This window comes from Methanoculleus marisnigri JR1, assembly GCF_000015825.1.
GTDB classification, from domain to species: domain Archaea; phylum Halobacteriota; class Methanomicrobia; order Methanomicrobiales; family Methanoculleaceae; genus Methanoculleus; species Methanoculleus marisnigri.
This window is the reverse complement of sequence record NC_009051.1, coordinates 1,403,472-1,423,678: the sequence shown is the minus strand read 5'-3', so window position 1 is coordinate 1,423,678 and position 20,207 is coordinate 1,403,472. Positions and strand designations below refer to the sequence as shown.

Genomic DNA, 20,207 nt, shown 5'->3' with positions numbered 1-20,207 from the left:
ATACATGCGCATCGGGATCCTCTCCGACACACATGACTGCCTCGAGATGGTGGACGCAGCCGTACGACAGCTGAACGGGGAACGGGTAGATCTGGTGCTTCACGCCGGGGATTACGTCTCGCCGTTCGTCATCCCCCGGCTTGCGAACCTGCAGTCGCCCATGATCGGCGTCCTCGGGAACAACGACGGTGATCACCGTCTCCTCTCGGCACGGTTCGCCGAGCACGACCGGCTCAGCCTGCGGGGCACGTTTGCCGCCGTCACCGCAGGCGGCATGACGATAGGGCTGCTCCACGGCGATGACCGGGAACTCCTGCAGGCGCTCATCGTGCGGAAGGCCTTCGACGTCATGGTTCACGGCCATACCCACCAGGCGCAGGTCAGAACGCTCTGCGGGACGCTGGTCGTCAATCCCGGAGAGGCCTGCGGGTACCTGACCGGGCGGCCGACCGTTGCCGTGCTGGATACGGGAACCCGGAACGTGGAACTGCTCTCCCTCTGAGGGGGGTAAAAAGAGAGGTGGTGCGGGTTATACCGCTTCCGCGTCGCTGGATCTCTCTTCGAGTCTCCAGGCCGGGGTGCCGGCATACCCGAGATCCGCCCTGAGCGTCGCTTCCGAGACCTCGAACGTATCCGGGACATCGAAGTAGAGGTAGCCTTTCAGCGATTCGTACCGCTCAAGCGGCTTTTTGTCGAACGACTCCCCGAGCGTGGTGAAGGGCGGAACATCCAGGGGGGCAACCGTGGTTCCCCCGTATTCGAGGACGAACGCGTCCCTTGCGGGCGCCTCGATGGTGTAGAGGTCGGAGTCGCCCTTGTGCCCGAGGTTGGTCGACTTGACGGCAACGAGGAGGAACGTGCGCCCTTCGCCTGCTTCGACGGTCGGTGTCGACTCATTTCCGGGAACCTCCCGGTATGCCGTTGCGGTTCGGGAGGACTCGGCGAGCACCGAGATCATATTCTCGCCGCCCGGATCGTCGTATGTATGGCGATCCAGGAGATGGAGCACCTTTTTTGGGGGCGGAATTACGGCGGGCCCGGTTCCGGCCGGGATGCCGGGCGCCGCGGCGGCGAAGCTCACCATGGGTGCACGGGATTGTATCTCGCCGGCCTCGCGGCTGACCGTCTCAAGGTTTTCCGACGCCGCCGCCAGATCACTGAAGGCCGCCGGAACGGCATCCTCGCCGGCATCGGTCGAGCCGAGAAGTTTCGAGCTTGCCAGGGAGTATGCCTCGAGCGACCTGACGAATTCGTCCTTGAAAGGCTGCCGTTCCGGGGAGACCTGGAGCGGCTCCACCTCGCCAAGCAGCCTGACGGAGAATGCATGCAGGTCGTCTGCGGCCGTAGCGGCGGCATCTTCATCCTGCAGGTAGAGGGCGTGGGCGTGCTCCATCGAGAGCCGCATCAGGCGTATGCTGGCGGTCTCGACCAACCCCGCCAGCCGTTCGTCGTCGTAACTGCCGGTTTCACCGGCAGGCATTGTCGGCTCCGTGCCGACGTCGGCACCGGTCGGGGCGGGAACTGCACCGGTGGTGTTATCCTCGTCGGGGGTTACCGGAGCCATGTCGGGGGTCACCGCGGGCATGTCGGGGTCAGCCTCGTCTTCGGGGAGCACCGGGACAACATCGGGGGTACCGTTCTCGTCCGGGAGTACAGGATCACCGGATGGCTCCGATCCGTTCTCTGCCGCCGGAAGCTCCCTGAGCGAGAGCGACAGCAGCTCTCCCGTCTCCAGAACCGTGAGCCCCTGGCCGGAGCCGGCAGCGGCTGGTACGGAGAGGAGGAATCCCGCGCAGACGGCAATTCCAAGGAGAATCAGAGCGCTCTGGTGGTGCTTGCTCATGTGCATTTTTCTTTCAGTTGATGAATATAAATATTATTATATTTTCTGTTTAGAAAAAAGAGTTCTCCGGCAAAACCGTTTTCGGTACCGGCACATCTGTACCATCCGCGACCCTGCATACCCGGCAGCATGGCCGGGTCGCCGGGGCCGTGGCCTGGAGCAGCCGGCAAAAGACCCGCAGACCGCTCATGGTGCAACAGAACCCTGCAGGGAGTGGGGCATAATCCCGGCTGCGAAAGAGTCATTGCCGGGGCTCCCGGCCGTTAAGACCGACATTCCGGGGATTGGTCGGATGTTTGCCGGAGGTTTCGCGTCGTCTTGTGGAAACTTATATGAACTCTCACGGGTTACCGGCATAGGAGGATGCCCGATGGAGATCGTGAAGATACCGAATATGGACAAGGCGGAGTACGACAAGCTCATCGAGGAAGGGTTTCTCAGCCGTATCGCATTTCAGGGGGGAAAATACCCGTATATCGCCCCGTTCCTGTACGTCTTCGACGGAAAATTTCTCTACTTCCTGGCAACCAAGTACGGCAGGAAGAACGACCTCTTCCGGCAGCACCCGTACGTCTCCGTCGAGGTCGAGAGGTATTCCGGCGACCTCTCCTGCTACACCTTCGTGACGATGCAGGGGTACCTGGTGCAGCTTGAGGACGCGATCGAGAAGAAGCTCGTCAGGGAGAAGTTCGTGAACATGATCAAGGCGCATAGCCTCTCCAAAAACATCCTTGCGGCGCTCGGCCATAAGCCCGAGGAGCCGATCGAGGCGATCGCCTCCGAAGAGCGTTCGAACATCTGGAAACTTACCGGCGTGACCGATATCGTTGCCTTGAAGAACCTCTGACCTTTTTTTTATCGGAACCTGTTCGGGGCAACAGATGCCCCGGTGTGCGGAACCCCTGTGAGCCCGGGAAGGGACCGGGCGGCCGCGACGCTCGCCCTCGCTCGCGTCCCGCCTTTTTGCCCGTCGCCGTGAGTCACGCGAGAAGCGGTTCGAGTATCGTTCCGGCGCTATCGAGCAGGCCGGCGAGGCCTTCTGGTGTCGCGGTCCCTTTCTCCATCCAGCGGATGATGCCGCGCCCGTCCAGGAGGTAGATGTAGGCGAGCGACGGATCGCCGATCCCGTAGGCCCGCCGGCACCGCTCGATATCCTCCGGGACGGTCAGCACCTGGTCGTGCTTTGCGGGAGGGGTGCCGCCCGCGAGTCCCTGCCGGATGCGGTCGGCAAGGGACCTGCCGACGAGGCTGTCGCCGACGACTAGAGCGAGGTAGGTCTTCACCCGGGGATTCCCGGTGAACGCCCCGGTGAACGGGCCGCTCCATGACTCTTCCATCGGCCCTGCAGATTCGAGGAAGACGAGGACGACGAGCGAGACGTCGCCGCCCGCATCGTCGGGGAGGGTGACGACCCTGCCGGAGAGTGACGTCGCCATGAGGGTGGGAAACGTCCTGCCGAGGGCTGCAGGCACCGGCTCAGTGGTTGATGCCGTTCTGTTCATGGCCGCAGATAAGGGCACCCTTTAGATAAAGTTCTCCCCGGGGGGTGCGGCCTTTCGGCGGGGTGCGTTATATCCCTGGAGCGCAACAGTTCTTCCAGGGAGGCGTACCGGGTTTGATCGACATCGGGGAAGGATGGGAAGGCCTCGCCGCGGCACTCCGGAGGTCGGATGCCGGGGAGCGCGTCTACGTAGTCGGATCGACGGACAGCGGGAAGACGACGCTCTGCCGGTACCTCGTCGATACGGCGGCCGCGCAGACGAGGGCGGCATACGTCGACTGCGATACCGGGCAGTCCCGGATCGGCCCGCCGACGACCGAGGGGATGGTCCTCTGTTCCGGCCCCACCTACCTCCGGTTCGTCGGCTCGACGTCTCCGGGCGGCCACTTCGTCCAGACCATCACGGGGGCAAAACGCCTCGTCGAGAAGGCCGAAGAACTCTCCGCCCGCGTCATTGTCATCGACTCGCCCGGGCTCGTCGCCGGTGGGGTGGGGATCGAGTTCCAGTTCCAGATGATCGACCTCCTGCGCCCCACCCGCATCGTCGCCCTCCAGCGCGGGCGTGAACTCGAACGGCTCCTCGCGAACTTCGCCCGCCGCCCGGGGGTTGCAATCCACAGAATCCCCGTATCCCCTGCGGTCGTCGCCCGTCCAGCCGCCGGGCGGCGGCGCTACCGCGAGGAACGGTTCGCATCCTATTTTGCCGGCGCAGAACTGCAGGAGATCCCGCTCCGTGGGCTCGGTCTCCAGGGCAGGGTGCCTGATCTCGGGAACCCCCGCGGGGTCGTCGGGCGCCTGGTCTCCCTCAACGACCCCGAGAACTTTGTTGTCGCCCTCGGCATCGTCAAAGATCTGCACCCTGGAGGACGGCGGCTCGAGGTCTTCGCCCCGCCCTTCGACCCGGCCGCCGTCGCGTCGGTCCGGTTCGGTTCGATATACCTGGATCTCGGGGCGGTTCCGGGGTCGATGGAGTCGTTTGGGCCCTGAGTCTCACGCCGGGACGAGCGAGAGCCAGACCACGTACACCACCGCCTGGGCGAGGGTGAGCGGGACGCCGACCCGCGCGAACTCGCAAAACGTCAGTGTCTCGCCTTCCTTCTCCGCACCCTGGATGACGATGACGTTGCTTGCCGCGCCGAGGATCAGCATGTTCCCGGCGATGGTGCTGCCGGCCGCAAGCGCCATCATCCCGACCGTGGACGTCCCGAGGTGGGAGAGGACCGGGAGGAAGAGGGCGACGAAGGGGACGTTTGAGATGAACTGGGAGGCGACGACGCCGGTTGCGACGATGACCGGGACGGCGGCGAGATCGAGCGAACTTCCCTCGATGAACGGCTGGAAGAACCCCGACTGCCAGACGCTCGCCATGAGGACGAAGAGGGCGGCGAAGAAGGCAAGTGTCGGCCAATCGATCCGGCGGAGGATCTCGAACCGCCGCCCGCTCCCGGCGAGGATGGGAACGGCCGCAGCGGCCGCGATCCAGGTCAGCGGGATATCGATGCCCGGGACGAGCATCACCGCGGCGACCCTTGCCGCGATCATGAGGACGAGCAGGATGAGCGAGAGGCGGGAGAGGGCCGCGAGCGCGGGATCACAGATCGCCTCCTCGCGGTGAACCAGCGGAACGGTGGAGTTGAGTTCGTCCGGGAACGCCCGGCGGAGGAAGGCGTAGGCGAGCAGGAGGGAGATCGCCGTCGGGACGCCGAGGTAGAGGGGAAACGTGATGAACGGGTTTGCAACGTCGCCCGAGAGCGCGATGAGGAGGTTCTGCGGGTTCCCGATGGGGCTTAGGACGCTTCCCGTCGTGACGGCGAACGCAAGTGCTAAGAGCAGGAGTTTTGAAGAGATGCCGTGCCGCCGGGCGAAGTAGAGCATCAGCGGGGTGCCGACGACCGCGAGCGTGTCGTTCATCAGGAGCGCCGAGAGGACGCCTGCGCCGATGAGGATGAGAACGACCAGGTGCCGGACCGACCCTGCCCGCGAGAAGAGGCGGAAGGAGAGGTGGTAGAGGTAGCCGCTCGACGCAAGCGCCTCCCCGATCACGAACATGAAGAAGAGGAAGAGCATCACGTCGAGGTTGATCGACGCGAGCGCGTCGAGCGGCGCGATCGATCCTGTTGCAAGGACGGCCGCCGCGCCGAGGAGCATCACCTGCCAGATGCGGAAGTCGGTGTTCCCGATCTTTCGGATCGCGATCAGGAGGAAGACGATGACGAGAACGACGAGCGGGATGAGTGTGCCCATGATATCGCCGGTGAAGATACTTGCGCGTTATCGATTGGTTTGCTCTCTACCCGAAAAAAAGAGCTCCCGGGGCCGACGGGCCGTCAGGCCGTCTGCCCGACGGTATAGTTGATGACGCTCTCACAGATGTCGCCGGAATATTCCCCGATCCGCCGGATACTGTCTGCAATCTGCCCTGTCGGGATCGCCGTCACCGCATCGAACCGGAGCACCCGGGTATTGATGTCGCGGGCCATCTCCTCGAGGTCGCGCACCCTCTGAAGCGTCGTGTTCGCCTTTTCGACGTCTCCCGTGTGAAACGCCTCCATGCTCCACGAGAAGATCTGCAGCGCAAGCGCGCTTGATTCGTCCATGAGATCGAGCGTCGCCGCCTCGATATCCCGGTCGATCAGGAGGAGGGCGTTGTGCGCGACCCGGGTGGCGTGGTCGGCAATCCGCTCGATGATCCTGCTTACCTGGAAACAGTACGCCGCCCGGGTTGCCGGGATGCCCATCCGGCGCGCGAGCGTGGCGTCGTTCGCGATGAGATTGTCCTGCCGCGCAACGAGCCAGTGCAGCCGGTCGACCTCCGTGTCCCGCACGACGACATCGCCCGCAAGAGCCGTATCTTGCCCCCGTATCGCGGCCATCGCGTCCTGCTGCATGCCCCGCGCGAGAAGGTGCATCCGTTTGATGGTGTTCTCGAACGGCATCTCTGTTGGATTGAGGAGATCCTTGATCGTTATCGAGGTGTTGGTCTCGCCGACCACCTCCTGCCCGATCGCCATCTGCGTGAACTCCCGGACGAGCTGCAGGATGAACGGCGGCATTCTTCCTTTCGACTCAAGACGGATGGTCGTGAACCCGGCAATGTACGCCCCTACGAGGAGGCGGAGCAGGTAGGTGCGGTCGGTCGCGGCCCCCACTTCGAAGACCCGGGTCCGGTGGGCCGACTCACCGCTGATCTTCGGGGTGATCAGGAGCGATCCGTCGGGCTGCACAACCAGTCCCACCGGATCGTTCTTCTGGATGTTCGCGGACCTGATCCACTGTTTCGGCAGGGATACGATGTACGACGAACCCCCGGTGATCTGGACTTTTCTGATCTCCATGGATTGGTAGGCGTTGGCGCCGTCAGGATATATTCATTCTGCGTGGTATATACCCCACTGGAGTTTATGGGGGGTGAATATATCCATATAGTCTCCTTCGGGAACGTCTGTCTGCTCGGGGCACCTGCATGGTAAGCATATGGTCCGGATCGGCGTAGCGCCCGGGGAACGGTCGCGCCAGGAAGAAGCCGGATCCCGGGCCGGCACGCTCCTGGTTACGCTCGGTGCGATGGCGCCGCTAACTCCACATGAGCCACGAGATCCAGAGAAGCAGGACGATCAGCAGCACGATCATCGCGACCGACCACGTCATATATCGCCTTGCGATATTCTGGTCACGGGTATCCCGGGGTTTGATCTTCAGCACGGTCACGGCGACGAGCGCCCCGGCTATCAGCCCGACAACCTGCCCGGCCACCAGCAGCGCAGTAGTGATCAGGCTCATGGGCTGGAGCACCAGAACAAGGCCGGCCACCACCGTCGGCGGGATGATGGCGGCAGCGATGGCGACGCCGGCGATCACCTCTGACGTGCCCCGGTTGAACGCCACCACCGCCGCGAATCCGAGGAGCACCGCCATTATCGTGTAGATGGGGTTCACCACGAGGCGCGTGGCGATCTCGTCGGTCATCGTGAGCGGTATGACGAGGTTGATCAGGAAACTGGCGATTGCGGAGAGGACGAGGACACCCAGGAGCAGCGCCGCGAGCACGCCGAGGCAGCGCATGGCGTTCTCGATCCTGCCGAGCGCGGCATAGACGGAGAACCCGTAGATCGGGCCCATGATCGGGGAGAGGAGCATCGCCCCGATGATGATCGTCTGGTTGTCGAGGAGCAGGCCGGAGAGGGCTACCAGTCCGGCGATGGACGTCAACGACAACTTTTCGAGATCCAGGGTTCCATAATCCTTAACGGTGTCAAGCAGTTTCTCGACCGGTGTCTTCTCTTCCTTTTTCTCGACCTTCTTCTCGGCACGTTTCAGGAGCGACGAGATGACGAACTCCGGCGTCGATACCTCGATTATGTTCTCGTTGTACCGCAGGTCCAGTACGGCCTGGATCTTCTCGATCAGGTCGTCGAGGTTCTCCTCCGGCGTGTATATGGTGATCTGGTAGATGTCCTGAACGAGCGATATCGTGTAATGGAGGCCCTCGAGAACTTCTTCTATCTTCTCGTGCCCGTCCTCCCGCACGTGAACGACGATCTTCTTCATGTCTCCGTCCGGCCGTCGGCGGCTCCGCCGATGCGCGCAAGTTCCCGCGCCTGGTCTGTTTCATGCCGTGTGCCCGGCCGCAGACTCTCCCCGGGAGCCGATCCTGCAAAGGCGGATGCTGCACCATAACAGTCGGCAGGCGCACGGAGGCAGTGCTCCGCTACGTAGCAATACGGGTATTCCAGGGTGAGAAATGTCGACAAGGCGTCCCCCATCGTGTGATCGCCGGGCTCTTCATCGTCTACGGGGGCGATCCCGGCGACAGTACTATCCACGAAGAGTGTAATGGTGACGGATGAACATAAATGTTGCCTGGATACGGGAGATGTCGGGTTATCAAAGAATCGGCGGTCCTGAAGACGTTCTTGCTCGGCAAAACGCGGCGGTGCGTCGCGGAGACCTGCCTGCCGGTGGACGGTAATCCCGGAAGAAATGCGGTTTCGTGCCTGCGGTGCTCTTGCCGTTCCGGCAGTCGCAAGTCGCACCTTGACGGTGCTCCTGCTCGGTTCCTGCGGAACCTCGCAACTCGAAAACGCTTCGCGTTTTCTCGAGCTCCGGCCCGTCGCTTTTAGAGAGAAGAGGATACACAAAAAGACGACGTCAAGGGGGGAAGTGTCTTGTGTGAATCCAAATCTCTCTAGGTCTATCTAGTGCATTGTAATATTTAATGGTTTCTGTTTGGGAAATATAGAAAATAAAGGTTTTGGCCGGTTGCCCGGACGTTTAAGGATTACCGTGCAGAAGCCGTCTCGACTCTCGCCCCTCGGGGATCCGACCCCTCTACGACCGGGTTGTCCGGGTAGGTAACCCACTCGGTGAACGATCCCTCGTAGATCCGAACGTTCGGGTAGAGGTAGAGCCACTTTAAGAGGACGAACTCGTTCGTGGCTTCCCTTCCGGTCCCGCACGAGCAGATGACCGTTTTGCTCCGGTCGACGCCGTGCTCTTCCAGGATCATGTCGAGTTCGTCGTTGGATTTAAGCCGGGCCGGGTTCGCCTCGTGCATCAGGCTCTTCCAGGGCAGGTTGACGGCACCGGGGATATGCCCGGCCTTCCGCCAGGGCCCCTTCCCTTCATAGACCTTTGCCGGGCGTGCATCGAGCACGACCACATCGTCGTTGTCCTTGATCCGCACGAACTCCTCGTACCCGATGGGGTAGTCGTCCCGGACCTCGACGGTGAAATCCGACGGTTCGACCGGGGGGTAGTCCTGCGAGAGTTCCCGCCCCTCGCTCTTCCACGCGTCAATCCCGCCGTCGAGGATGTACACGGCGTTGTGGCCGTATTTCGCCAGGGTGTAGGCCATCATCGTCTGCCCGAGCCCGTCGCCCGCGCCGGAGAACGCGCCTTTCCCGGTATAGACGACGACCGGGGAGTCGGCCGTAATGCCTGCACGCCGGAACGACTCCTGGATGCAGGCGTTCGGGCTGTACGACCCCGGGAAGCCGCGGTTTGATACCCGCAGGACGCCTTCGGTCAGGTAGACGGCACCGGGGACGTGCTCCTGGATGTAGTCGTGTATATTCGGCTGAACGTCGATGACCGTCAGGTTTGTGTCGGTTAAGTGGCGGTCCAGCCACTCCGAGTTCACCAGTTTGACTTTGCCGTCCCCACGGGGATACGGGATATTCTCCCGGTCGCTCGTGGCCTGCAGGCGCTCCATGCCGCCGGGAGTAAACATCTTCTCTTCCATTTTCCCTCACCTCATACTGGATACTCTCACCGGGGCCCGGTGAGCCCGCGTCACTCCAGGCGTGAGACCACATATATCTTTGTGCAGGGTTGGGTGGGGGGTGCGACGGACGGGACGTCCGGAGCTTGAGAAGACCGAAGGTCTTCGAGTGGGGGTTGCAGGAGCAGAACTGTCTGCAGCAATGAAGTCTGAAGGTGTAACGTGGGGACAGGGGAGGGGGGATGCTCACCCCTCGAAACTCTTCGAGTTTCTCATGCTCACTTCGCTCGCACCTGTCGGTGCTCAAGCTCGCTTCGCTCGCACTCCACACCCTTCGGGTGCTCGAGCTCCGGTTCTTCGCACCTTCGGTGCTCACGCTCCTGCCGGGACGGCAGTCGCGCTCCGAACCATCGCACTCGCACCTCCGGTGCTCAAGCTCGCTACGCTCGCACTCCGCACCCTTCGGGTGCTCGAGCTCCGGGCGTTCCGCCCATCGCACTCCCCGTCAGCCCCCCGAAGAACTTCGTTCTTCTCATGCTCCTGCCCCCGCACCTCGCACCTCCGGTGCTCGAACTCCGTTCCCATGGAACGTCGTTCCTACCGGTGCTCCAGCTCCGTTCCACCGGAACATCGCACCTTCGGCCAGCCGCACTCCCCAATGGCGATAAACGACGTTTCGGCAGGAACGGAGTTGGAGCACCAAAGGTGCGACTCCCAGTGGAAATCCGTGCACGGGACTTGAGATGTCCCAAAATGTGGCCGGAGGAGCACGAGCACCGAAAGTATGAGTTGATCTTCCTCAATCCTCGGCCATACGTGCCACCGAAACACCATCACCCGGGCATACGCTCTCTGTAATCGCAAAACGGGGTGGGGCCCCCCCTCACTCCCCGGCCTTTTCCGGGCCGACCTCGATGCTCTCTCCCGGCGAGAGCAGCGCGACCCGGATCGACGTCGTGCGCTCGATGGTCCGCTTGAACTCCTCCAGGTTCTGCCGGATGGCGGGGAAGGTATCGTAGTGCATCGGGACCACGAGCGGCGCGCCGATGTATCGCGCCGCGATCATCGCCTCTTCGGGCCCCATCGTAAAGCACCCGCCTACGGGGAGAAGCGCCACGTCCGGCCGGTAGAGGTCGCGGATGAGCTGCATATCGGAGAAGAGCGCCGTGTCGCCGGCGTGGTAGACGCTGACACCGTCCATCGTGATGACGAATCCGGCGGCCACACCGCCGTAGAACCCCGGTCCCTCGTCTTCCAGCCACGACGAGTGGAGCGCGGGCGTCATCGTGAACCGGACGCCGTCGACGGTGATGGTGCCGCCGAGGTTCATCGGTTCGGCGGGAACGCCCTTCGTTTTCAGGTACTTCGCCACCTCGTTGACGGCGACCGTCTTCTTCGAGAGTTCTGTGGCAATGCCCAGGTGGTCGGCGTGGGCGTGCGTCACGGCAACGATATCGGGCTCCGCGGGAAGCGATCCCTCCGGGATGAAAGGATCGATGACGATCGTCCGCGATCCTGCAAGAGAAAAACACGCGTGGCCAAGCCAGGTCAACCTCATGGAGAAGAGATCGATTCGTAATACTAAAAAATGTTCAGTGGATTATGAGGATGAACCGGGGTTCAGAACTCCCCCATGTCGATCGCTTCGGTGATGTCGATCGCTTCGCTAAGGCCGTCGTTCGCGACACCGCGCGTCATCATCTCGGAGAGATCGCGGTCCTCCATGACGTCCCTGATCCGTTCCAGGAATGGGTCGAGAGTGGTGTCTCTCTGCTGGTCGATCACGTGGCGGTACTCACGAAGTGTCGAGGGACTTATATCGAGTTCCTCGCTGATCTCCTTCATGGTCTTCCCCGAATCAAGAAGTTCCGCCATCTCCGCCTGATCGAACGGCATCTTGAAATCGAGCTCCCTGAAGAGTTTGAGGCGGACCCGGGCACGTGCCACGGTCTTGCTCAACTTCTCATCGCCGAGCGCCCTCGCGATTTCGGTGTCGTTCTTGCCGTCGTAATACGCAACCACGAGTTTCGCGAGCTGCCGCGGGGCGAGTTTGGTCTTGAAATACCCCCGATCGAGGATCTCCCGCATGATCAGGGCAATCTCGCGTTCCACAGCGTCGCGATCCCGGAGCGTACCGTGAACCTTTCTCATCGGTTCAACGATCGTCTTCTTGTTCGTGATGGTCGTGAACAGCTCGAGGAGCTGCTGCTTGCGGGTATCTTCTGCCATGTCCGTCTCTCTCAGTTCTGCATTCCACCGTCTGGTTCTGGGGGTCACCCATGGCGACCCTGTATATAAAGGTTCTCCCCCGACCGGGGCGTAACGTTCCCTACATTACAACCGCTAACATTTAAAGTTTACCATATAAACTCTCAAAACAGATGGATCGTTTCTGCGGATGTAACCATATCTTCCGGGATATTCCCCGCCGTGAAAAAAAACTTTGCCGCACTGCCCATTTCTCGAAGAATCGTGATCCCGCGCGAGGTGAGGACTATTCTTTATTAGCACCGCCGCTCAACTGTACTGCAAGACTATGGCCGAGACGAGCGATATTTACGAAAAAGTCATGGAAGTAGCCAGAAGACGAGGTTTCGTCTGGCCCTCATCCGAGATATACGGGTCGATTGCCGGGTTCATCGATTACGGCCCGCTCGGAGCGATGCTGAAGCGAAACGTCGAGAATCTCTGGCGGTCGTTCTACGTCTTCCAGGAAGGCTACTACGAGATCGAATGCCCCACCGTCGGAAACGAAGCGATTTTCGTCGCATCCGGCCATGTGAAAGAGTTCGCCGACAAGATGGTGCAGTGCCCGCACTGCGGCGAGTACCTCCGCGCCGATCACATCGCGGAGGAGAACGGCATCGAGAACGCGGGCACGCTTTCTGCGGAGGCGCTCCAGGCGGCGCTCTACGAACTTCCCTGCCCGTCGTGCAAGGAACCCCTGGGCGAAGCGGGCGTCTTCGCGTTCAACCTTATGTTTCAGACGACAATCGGCCCCGGCTCGCAACGGAAGGGCTACCTGCGCCCCGAGACCGCCCAGGGCATCTTCACCGACTTCTCCCGGCTCCTGCGATTTTACCGGGACAAACTCCCCTTCGGCGCCGTTCAGATCGGGAAGTCCTACAGAAACGAGATCTCCCCCCGCCAGGGCATGATCCGGCTGCGGGAGTTCTCCCAGGCGGAGGCCGAGATCTTCGTTCACCCCGACCGGAAGGATCATCCCGCGTTCCACCGCTACGCGGACTACACGGCCCCTCTCCTCACCATCGCGCGGCAGCTCGACGGCCAGGAGCCGGCCGCAATGACGATGCGTGCCGCCGTGGACGAGGGGGTTATCGCGAACGAGTACGTCGCCTACTACATCGCGTTGACGCACCGGATCCTGACCGCTATCGGTGTCGACCCGGTAAAACTCCGGTTCCGCCAGCACCTGATCGATGAGCGGGCGCACTATGCGGCCGACTGCTGGGACGCCGAGGTCTACTCCGGCCGGTTCGGGTGGGTCGAGATCGTCGGCATCGCCGACCGCACCAACTACGATCTGCGCTCGCATGCGGGACATTCCGGCACCTCGATGACGGTCTTCATGCCTTATGACGAGCCCAAAAGGGTCGTAAAGCGGCGGATCACGGCCGACATGGGCGTGCTCGGCCCGCGGTACCGCGGCAAGGCAAAGGCAATCGCGGATGCTCTCGCCGCATCCGAGCCGGGAGAGGACGGTGCGCGGGTCACCGTCGACGGCGAGGAGTTCTTCATCCCCGCCGACCTCTACCAGGTCCGGGAAGAGGAGGTCGAAGTTCGCGGCGAAGAGGTGATGCCCCACGTCATTGAGCCGTCGTACGGCATCGATAGGATGATCTACGTTGCTCTGGAGCACAGCTACGCCGAGGAAGAGGTCGAAGGCGAGATCCGGAAAGTGCTCCGGCTCCCGCCGGCGGTCGCGCCGATCCAGGTCGCCGTCTTTCCGCTGATGAACCGGGACGGCCTCGAGACCGTCGCGCAGACGATCACGGAGAGGCTCACGCAGTGCCGCATTCTCGCCCAGTACGACGACTCCGGCGCCATCGGCAGGCGTTACCGGAGACAGGACGAAGTCGGGACGCCCTTTGCCGTCACCGTCGACTACGAAACGCTCGAAGACAACACCGTGACCGTGAGAGACCGCGACAGCATGGAGCAGGTCCGCATACCGATCGAGCGGCTGCCGGAGGTTCTCTCCGCACTCATCTCCGGTGCCGCCACGTTCCGCGAAATCAGGGCATGAACTACGTCTCCCACCCGCTGATCCGGCCGGAAAGCATCGAGGAACGGCGGTATCAACTCTCCATCGCGCTCCGGGCGCTCGATGCGAACACGATGGTCGTCCTCCCGACGGGCCTCGGGAAGACGGCCGTCGCGCTCATTGTCGCGGCGTCCCGCCTCCACTCCCACCCGGGGAGGGTGCTCGTGCTTGCGCCCACGAAACCCCTGGTTGAGCAGCACCTCCGTTTCTTCAAACAGTTCCTGCTCATCCGGGACGGCTCCGAGCCGGATGAGTCCGATTTTGCCATGTTCACCGGGGACACCCCCCCGGCGGAGCGGGCGCGGGCCTGGGAAGCGTGCCGGGTCTGTTTCGCCACCCCGCAGGTGATCAAGAACGACTGCCTGGCAGGGAGGTACAGCCTCGCCGACGTCGTGCTGCTGGTCGTTGACGAGTGCCACCGGGCGGTGGGGAACTACGCCTATGTCTTCCTTGCCGGGCACTACTGCACCGCGGCAAAAGACCCCCTGCTGCTCGCGATGACCGCCTCGCCCGGCGGTGACCAGGCGAAGGTGCAGGAGGTCTGCAACAACCTGCGCATCGAGGCGGTCGAGACGAGGGTGGAAACCGACGAGGACGTCCGGCCCTACATCCACGAGCGTGATATCCAGTACGTCGACGTCTACCTGCCCGAAGAACTGCAGGCGGCGCTCGTCGTCCTCCGGGGGCTCGTGGAGTCGCGTCTTGGCCGGCTCGCGAAACTCAACTTCCGCGTCCCGAAACCGGACAAACTCTCGATGAAGGCGCTCAACGCCTTGAACGCCCAGATCCAGCAGCGTATACGGACACGCGATCCATCGGCGTTCATCGCGGCGTCCCTGCATGCCGAGTGCATGAAACTCCGGCACGCCATATCGCTTGCCGAGACGCAAGGGAGCGAGGCGCTCAAGCACTATCTCGCCCGGCTCGGTGCGGAAGGAGTCTCGAGCGCAGGGAGCAAAGCGAGCAAGCGCCTCGTCGCCGACCCTGCCTACAAAAGCCTCGTCGAGGCCGCAGCCGGCTGGAAGGAGGAACTGCACCCCAAGGCCTCGATCGTCCGCGAACTGGTGCGGGCGCAGCTCGCGGCGCACCCCGAGAGCCGGATCATCGTCTTCGCCACCTATCGCGACACCGTCCAGACGCTCGTGGATACGCTCACCGCTGCCGGCATCGCCTGCGAGCGGTTCGTCGGCCAGGCGTCGCGGGACGCGGAGCGGGGACTCTCGCAGAAGGAGCAGATCGCGAGCCTCGCCCGGTTCCGGGAGGGCGAGTTCAGGTGCCTGGTCGCGACCTCCGTGGGCGAGGAGGGGCTCGACGTCCCCTCGACGGATATGGTGATCTTTTATGAGGCCGTCCCCTCGGAGATCCGGAGCATCCAGCGGAAGGGACGAACCGGGAGAAGCGGCAGCGGCACGATCGTCGTGCTGGTGACGAAGGGCACGTCCGATGAGACATTCCGGTACGTGAGCCAGAGCCGGGAGCGGGCGATGGTGACGGGGATCAAGGGTATGAGCTCGGCACCCGCCCCCGCCCCGATCCCCGCCCCGGCCGTCCCGTCCGCCACTAGGCAGGCGGACATCCTCTCGTTTGCTCCGGCGGGACCGGCGATCACCGTCGACGACCGTGAGACGTCGTCGAGGGTCGTCGGGCGCCTGTACGAACTCGGGGCATCGATCGCGCTGGAGCGCCTCGAGGTCGGCGACTACGCCGTCGGCGACCGCATCCTCGTGGAGAGGAAGACCGTGCAGGACTTCATGAACACCCTCGTCGAGCGCGATCTCTTCGGGCAGATCAAGGCGATGGCCGACGCGGTGCCGCGTCCCGTCCTGATCATCGAAGGAGAGGACGACCTTTATTCGGTTCGAAACATCCACCCGAACGCTATCCGGGGCACGCTTGCGGCCATCACGGTCGATATGGGCGTCGCGCTGATACGTACGCGGGATGCGGACGACACCGCCGATACGCTCTACGTCCTCGCACAGCGGGAGGGGAGCGAGCGGGGAGAGCGGAAGGTGCACCCGAAGAAGTCTTACCGCTCGGTTCGTGAGGAGCAGGAGTACGCGCTCGCTGCGTTTCCGAACGTCGGTTTAAAAAGCGCACGTCTCCTCCTCGAACACTTCGGCTCGCTCAAGGCGATCGTCGATGCCGAACCGGAGGAGCTGGCGGCGGTGCACGGGATCGGGGAAAAGACCGCCCGTGCGATATGGGATCTTGCCCGCAGACCTTACCGCTGACCCAGTCGTGCGAGGGCTCTCGCGCCCCGCTCGACCGCCTTCATCAGGGTCAGGCACTCTTCGGGCCTCTGTTCTTCCCTGATCCGTTCGCAGAGGTGGACGATCGTCCGCTCGATCTCCACGGCAGCTTCGCCCTGCGGCTCCTCCCGTGCGGCCGGTGCCGGTGCCGGGGACCGCCCGGATTCTGGGGCCGGTGCCGGCGGCTCCGGTGTGGGAAGAGGTTCTTCTGAAGCAGCAAGCGGGCAGACGACGCACTGTGTCTCTCCCTTATACTCAAAGAGGGGGTAGCCGCAGACTTTACAGGATTTAGCGAGCATCTTTCCTCCCTTGAGGAGATACCCGGCCATGACTTCGTCAGCCTGATCAGCCGTCATTTCGTTGAACTCCCTTAATGAACTTATATATGTCTGGATGCCATTAATAATAGAGGGGTAATTCTAATGGCAAGTCCAGACGAAACAATACGGATCTGCATCCAGATGCTACAGAATATCAGTGAGGATTCTACCATTCCAAGAAATATCCGGCGCGTCGCAGACTCGACCAAATCGGTTCTCCAGGACGACTCCAGGAGCATTGGTCTTCGCGCCGCAACCGCAATCTCCATGATAGACGAGATCAGCAACGACCCGAACATGCCGGTCCACGCACGGACCCGCATCTGGGAACTGGTATCTCAACTCGAAACGGTACCTCTCGACTAAATCACTCATTCTTCCCGAACGATTCCGGTTAACACCGGGAGCAGGGCGATACAATCCGGGTTGCCGGCAACACCGTACCTCTTTTGCCCGCCGTGCGGCAATCGGGCTGTGTATCTCACCCCGTCCCCGGCGTCAGTCCGTGACGGTGACGTAGACCGTGCGCTCGCGCCTCGACCGCACGTCGAGTTCTAAGAGGACAATCTGCTGCCAGGTGCCGCACGCGAGCGCACCGGCGATGACCGGAATAGAGATCGACGGGCCGACGATTGCCGCCCTGACGTGGGAGCGGCCGTTGCCGTCGCCCCACGCCGCATCGTGGGCGTAGGGGATATCGGCCGGGGCGATGACCGAGAGCGCCCGGGAGAGATCGGAGAGCACGCCGGGCTCGTACTCGATGGTGGTGACGGCGGCGGTCGAGCCCGCGACGAAGACGTTCGCGAGGCCTTCCCGAACACCGCTCTCGGCGACCGCCTGCGCCACCCTGGGCGTGAGGTCGACGATCTCCCCCTCGCCGTGCGTATCTACTTTTATCGTCGTACGAAACATCACAGACACCTCATCCGAACGTCCTGTTGTCCTCCGGCCGGATAAAACCCGCGGAAAAGATGGTGGTACGGTGTATTGATGGAACGACAGACGAGATGTGGGCGAGGCGGTCGTCGTCGTGATGAATACGCTTGACCGCGGCCAGGAGATCCATGGCTGGCTGATGCGCACTCTGCAGCAGGCGATCAACGACTCCGACCCGCAACTTGCAGAGCACTTCTTCGCGGAGCTTGAACAGCACCGGCCGGAGGCGCTCAGGTACTTCAGGAAAACGGAATTCTAACCTGTTTTTGAGAGAGGCGCCGGGGAGGAGACGCTCCCGGGACGTCTCCGGACGGTTTTGGGGATGCTATGGCCTGGGATGTACATAGCAAGCATCAGGAACTCTTCATTCCATTCCGCTTCCAGAGATAATACGGCAGGAAGAGCGGCCAGAAGATGACGACCCAGATCGCCCACGAGGCCGGCTTCCATGTCTCGATATCGCGGAGCCGTTCGGTCTTTACCCGGGTTCCGGCACCGATCGCCGTCGCATCGAAGTACACGACGATTGCGCTCGCGACCGCCAGTACCGCCATGAGATAGACGGCGACCTCCCTCCCGCCGATGTTCGAGACCGTCGCCGCCGTCAGTCCGGCCAGGAGAATGATGAGCACCACGCCCGGCTTCTCCAGCCAGGAGGGGGCTCCGGTCACCGGATATCCTCCCGCATGAACCGGACCCATGCCAGCCCGAAGAAGGCTGCGGGCATTGCAAGCAGGGCGATGATGTTGCAGGCGAGGGCGCCGAGGAGGTTTCCGAGTCCCGGGGTATTCTCCCCTGCGGGCTGCGATACGGCGCCGAGAATCGTCTGGTAGTTGCCGGTCGGCGAGACGAGCGTGACGATATCGGTGATTGTCCGTTTCTGGTTCATGTACTCTCTCGATGCCCGCTCGTACTCCGCGAGGGCTTCCGGGTCTACGGCATCGTCGGATTTGTATGCAACCGCGACCGATGTCACAGTATAGGCCGAAGAACTCTGCTGGTAGGAGTAGGTGGACATGCCCGGCGGGGTGGGGGCGTCGCCGAAGACGGCCGAGTATACCGGGGTGTACGCGAAGATCGGAATGAACGACGAGAGAACGATCATCACGATCAGGGAGTACAGCAGGGCGCTCCCGCTGTCTTTGGAGACCGTCGACATCAGGAGGGCGAGGGCAAAGAACGTGAAGACGAGGAGGAACGACGTCACCCCGAAGACCAGGATGCGTACCAGTTCGTCGAGGTTCGGGACGATGCCGAACAGGGCCATGATTGCAACGGAGACGATCAGGACGACCCCCATCGCGAGCGCGATTGCGCCGACGCCCCCGAGGGCTTTTCCGTTGATCACCTCGTCGCGGAACACCGGGTAGGCGAGCAGGCTTTTGAGGGATTTACTCTCTTTCTCCCGGGTCACCAGGTCGAACCCCATCGCGATCCCGAGCACCACGCCGATACCGGCCATCAGCATTCCCATCTGGGAGTATGCCGAGAGGACGGAGGGTTTCATCCCGGCAAGGTTGCCGGCGAGCGTCGGGTCGTCGTCCCCCTCCGCGATCATCTGGACCGCGTTGTAGTCGGAGAGGTCTTTCGAGTACTGGACCGCTCCGGTGATCATGCCGACGGCGGCGACGACGGCCAGGATCGCGAAGAGGAGGTGGAACCGCCTGCTCCGGAGATGGTCGGAGAACTCCTTGCCCGCGATGATACGCAAGGCCGCCTGCGTCATGCGGTTCCCTCCGCGTAATACGAGAGCAGGATATCCTCCATGTCGGGCATCTCGACCGCCAGCCGCCGGGGGAGGATGCCTTCGGCATACAGGGTCTCTGCGATGAAACCGCTGATATCATGCTTCGCGACGATCCGGGCGGAGCAGGTGTCCTGCGAATACTCCGCAGAGAGGATCTCCGGGTTCGTGAGCCGGGGCATCGGGGTCACGGTCTCGACGTCGATCGTCACCCGGTCCTGCATCGCGGCGCGCGAGAGCATCTCCCGGTCGCCGGACGCGATGAGTTTGCCGCGTGCGAGGATACCGACGGAGGTGCAGACTTTGCTCACCTCTGAGAGGATGTGGGAGGAGACGAGCACGGTCGTTCCCCGGTCGGCAAGACTCCTGACGATCCGGCGGTAGTCCAGCACCCCCCGGGGGTCGAGGTTTGCCGTGGGCTCGTCGAGGATGACGACGGCGGGTTCGTTGACGAGGGCCCGGGCGAGACCGAGGCGCTGCCGCATCCCTTTCGAGTAGCCGCCGACCTTCGTCCCGACGCCGTCCAGCCCGACGAGGGCGAGGAGGTCGTCGACCCGCCGTTTCCGCTCGGCCTCGCTGAGCCCGTAGAACCTCGCCGCGTAGTCGAGGTTCTCTTCTGCGGTGCGGTCGGGGTAGAACCCGACGTCTTCGGGCATGTAGCCAATCTTCTTCTTCACCTCGATTGGGTGGGCGGCGACCTCGGTCCCGTCGATGGAGCACGCGCCCGAGGTCGGCTGGATGAGCCCGACGAGCATCAGGATGGTGGTGCTCTTGCCGGCGCCGTTCGGGCCGAGCAGCCCGAAGACCTCGCCGGCGGGGATCTCGAGGCAGAGGTCGTCCACGGCAGCGATGCTGTTGTAGATCTTGGTCAGGTGGTCGCAGCGGATCATCGCCGGTCCTCCGTATCCTCGCCGTCCTCGAAGCAGAAGACCTCCTCGATGGTGACACCGAAGGTTTTCGCGATCCTGTAGGCGACCTCGATGGAGGGGTTGTACTTCCCCCGCTCGATGGAGTTGATCGTCCGCCGGGTGACCCGGATCGCATCGGCAAGCTCCTCCTGGGTCATGTCGTGCATCGCGCGAAAGACCTTGATCCTGTTCTTCATC

The 20,207-nt window shown here is 62.7% G+C and carries 21 protein-coding genes; 7 read left to right on the top strand and 14 right to left on the bottom strand.

All coding sequences use genetic code 11. From position 1 onward, the window contains the following. The first annotated feature begins 4 nt into the window (after positions 1-4). The gene (locus MEMAR_RS07010; RefSeq protein ID WP_011844271.1) at positions 5-502 is read left to right on the top strand and encodes a metallophosphoesterase; all 498 of its coding nucleotides are present in this window, start codon (positions 5-7) and stop codon (positions 500-502) included. Between the two features lie 27 nt (positions 503-529). On the opposite strand, the gene MEMAR_RS07005 is transcribed toward MEMAR_RS07010, so the two are convergent. Then, positions 530-1,843 (bottom strand): hypothetical protein, encoded by a 1,314-nt coding sequence (locus MEMAR_RS07005; RefSeq protein ID WP_245526563.1) that lies wholly within the window; start codon positions 1,841-1,843, stop codon positions 530-532. A gap of 370 nt (positions 1,844-2,213) precedes the next feature. On the opposite strand from MEMAR_RS07005, the gene MEMAR_RS07000 reads away from it, so the two are divergent. Next, positions 2,214-2,690: a pyridoxamine 5'-phosphate oxidase family protein gene (locus MEMAR_RS07000; RefSeq protein ID WP_048063787.1), complete on the top strand. Its 477-nt coding sequence runs from the start codon at positions 2,214-2,216 to the stop codon at positions 2,688-2,690. 133 nt (positions 2,691-2,823) lie between these two features. Here the strand turns inward: MEMAR_RS07000 and MEMAR_RS06995 are convergent, their stop codons facing one another. Continuing rightward, complete coding sequence (locus MEMAR_RS06995; RefSeq protein WP_011844268.1) at positions 2,824-3,345, bottom strand: hypothetical protein; 522 nt, start codon at positions 3,343-3,345, stop codon at positions 2,824-2,826. Between the two features lie 113 nt (positions 3,346-3,458). Between MEMAR_RS06995 and MEMAR_RS06990 the strand changes: the two genes are divergently transcribed. After that, entirely contained in the window at positions 3,459-4,331 is an 873-nt protein-coding gene (locus MEMAR_RS06990) for a Clp1/GlmU family protein (protein ID WP_011844267.1), read from the top strand. Positions 4,332-4,334: 3 nt separating this feature from the next. Here the strand turns inward: MEMAR_RS06990 and MEMAR_RS06985 are convergent, their stop codons facing one another. The 6 genes from MEMAR_RS06985 to MEMAR_RS06960 form a co-directional block, all read right to left on the bottom strand. Beyond that, on the bottom strand, positions 4,335-5,588 hold the full coding sequence (locus MEMAR_RS06985; protein ID WP_011844266.1) for an SLC13 family permease: 1,254 nt from the start codon (positions 5,586-5,588) through the stop codon (positions 4,335-4,337). Positions 5,589-5,671: 83 nt separating this feature from the next. Beyond that, the gene (locus tag MEMAR_RS06980; protein ID WP_011844265.1) at positions 5,672-6,679 is read right to left on the bottom strand and encodes a phosphate uptake regulator PhoU; all 1,008 of its coding nucleotides are present in this window, start codon (positions 6,677-6,679) and stop codon (positions 5,672-5,674) included. 238 nt (positions 6,680-6,917) lie between these two features. After that, complete coding sequence (locus MEMAR_RS06975; RefSeq protein WP_011844264.1) at positions 6,918-7,892, bottom strand: TIGR00341 family protein; 975 nt, start codon at positions 7,890-7,892, stop codon at positions 6,918-6,920. A 730-nt stretch (positions 7,893-8,622) separates the two neighbouring features. Beyond that, a complete protein-coding gene (locus tag MEMAR_RS06970; RefSeq protein ID WP_011844262.1) occupies positions 8,623-9,585 on the bottom strand; it encodes a sulfurtransferase in 963 nt (320 codons plus the stop codon). Positions 9,586-10,447: 862 nt separating this feature from the next. After that, entirely contained in the window at positions 10,448-11,122 is a 675-nt protein-coding gene (locus MEMAR_RS06965; protein WP_011844261.1) for a metal-dependent hydrolase, read from the bottom strand. A gap of 62 nt (positions 11,123-11,184) precedes the next feature. Further along, entirely contained in the window at positions 11,185-11,793 is a 609-nt protein-coding gene (locus MEMAR_RS06960) for a helix-turn-helix domain-containing protein (protein WP_011844260.1), read from the bottom strand. Between the two features lie 307 nt (positions 11,794-12,100). Between MEMAR_RS06960 and glyS the strand changes: the two genes are divergently transcribed. Together glyS and MEMAR_RS06950 are read left to right on the top strand one after the other, a co-directional pair. Then, a complete protein-coding gene (glyS, locus tag MEMAR_RS06955) occupies positions 12,101-13,831 on the top strand; it encodes a glycine--tRNA ligase (protein ID WP_011844259.1) in 1,731 nt (576 codons plus the stop codon). After that, positions 13,828-16,083, top strand: coding sequence for a DEAD/DEAH box helicase (locus MEMAR_RS06950; RefSeq protein ID WP_011844258.1), 2,256 nt, complete (start codon positions 13,828-13,830; stop codon positions 16,081-16,083). Before glyS ends, MEMAR_RS06950 begins: the two co-directional genes overlap by 4 nt. Here MEMAR_RS06950 and MEMAR_RS06945 read toward each other — a convergent pair. After that, on the bottom strand, positions 16,074-16,457 hold the full coding sequence (locus MEMAR_RS06945; protein ID WP_011844257.1) for an Sjogren's syndrome/scleroderma autoantigen 1 family protein: 384 nt from the start codon (positions 16,455-16,457) through the stop codon (positions 16,074-16,076). The two genes, MEMAR_RS06950 and MEMAR_RS06945, sit on opposite strands and share 10 nt — an antisense overlap. A 66-nt stretch (positions 16,458-16,523) precedes the next feature. On the opposite strand from MEMAR_RS06945, the gene MEMAR_RS06940 reads away from it, so the two are divergent. Continuing rightward, the gene (locus MEMAR_RS06940; RefSeq protein WP_011844256.1) at positions 16,524-16,787 is read left to right on the top strand and encodes a UPF0147 family protein; all 264 of its coding nucleotides are present in this window, start codon (positions 16,524-16,526) and stop codon (positions 16,785-16,787) included. Between the two features lie 132 nt (positions 16,788-16,919). Here the strand turns inward: MEMAR_RS06940 and MEMAR_RS06935 are convergent, their stop codons facing one another. After that, entirely contained in the window at positions 16,920-17,333 is a 414-nt protein-coding gene (locus MEMAR_RS06935; RefSeq protein WP_011844255.1) for a secondary thiamine-phosphate synthase enzyme YjbQ, read from the bottom strand. Between the two features lie 121 nt (positions 17,334-17,454). Between MEMAR_RS06935 and MEMAR_RS13140 the strand changes: the two genes are divergently transcribed. Then, entirely contained in the window at positions 17,455-17,616 is a 162-nt protein-coding gene (locus MEMAR_RS13140; protein ID WP_187147913.1) for a hypothetical protein, read from the top strand. A gap of 94 nt (positions 17,617-17,710) precedes the next feature. On the opposite strand, the gene MEMAR_RS06925 is transcribed toward MEMAR_RS13140, so the two are convergent. Genes MEMAR_RS06925 through MEMAR_RS06910 form a run of 4 tightly spaced genes read right to left on the bottom strand, consistent with a single transcriptional unit; the run spans position 17,711 to position 20,206 of the window. Next, a complete protein-coding gene (locus tag MEMAR_RS06925) occupies positions 17,711-18,028 on the bottom strand; it encodes a hypothetical protein (protein ID WP_011844253.1) in 318 nt (105 codons plus the stop codon). Next, positions 18,025-19,083 (bottom strand): ABC transporter permease, encoded by a 1,059-nt coding sequence (locus MEMAR_RS06920; RefSeq protein WP_011844252.1) that lies wholly within the window; start codon positions 19,081-19,083, stop codon positions 18,025-18,027. The genes MEMAR_RS06925 and MEMAR_RS06920 overlap by 4 nt, the downstream gene beginning before the upstream one ends. Further along, entirely contained in the window at positions 19,080-19,991 is a 912-nt protein-coding gene (locus MEMAR_RS06915; RefSeq protein ID WP_011844251.1) for an ABC transporter ATP-binding protein, read from the bottom strand. The genes MEMAR_RS06920 and MEMAR_RS06915 overlap by 4 nt, the downstream gene beginning before the upstream one ends. Further along, complete coding sequence (locus tag MEMAR_RS06910) at positions 19,988-20,206, bottom strand: helix-turn-helix transcriptional regulator (protein WP_011844250.1); 219 nt, start codon at positions 20,204-20,206, stop codon at positions 19,988-19,990. The genes MEMAR_RS06915 and MEMAR_RS06910 overlap by 4 nt, the downstream gene beginning before the upstream one ends. Position 20,207 lies beyond the last annotated feature (1 nt).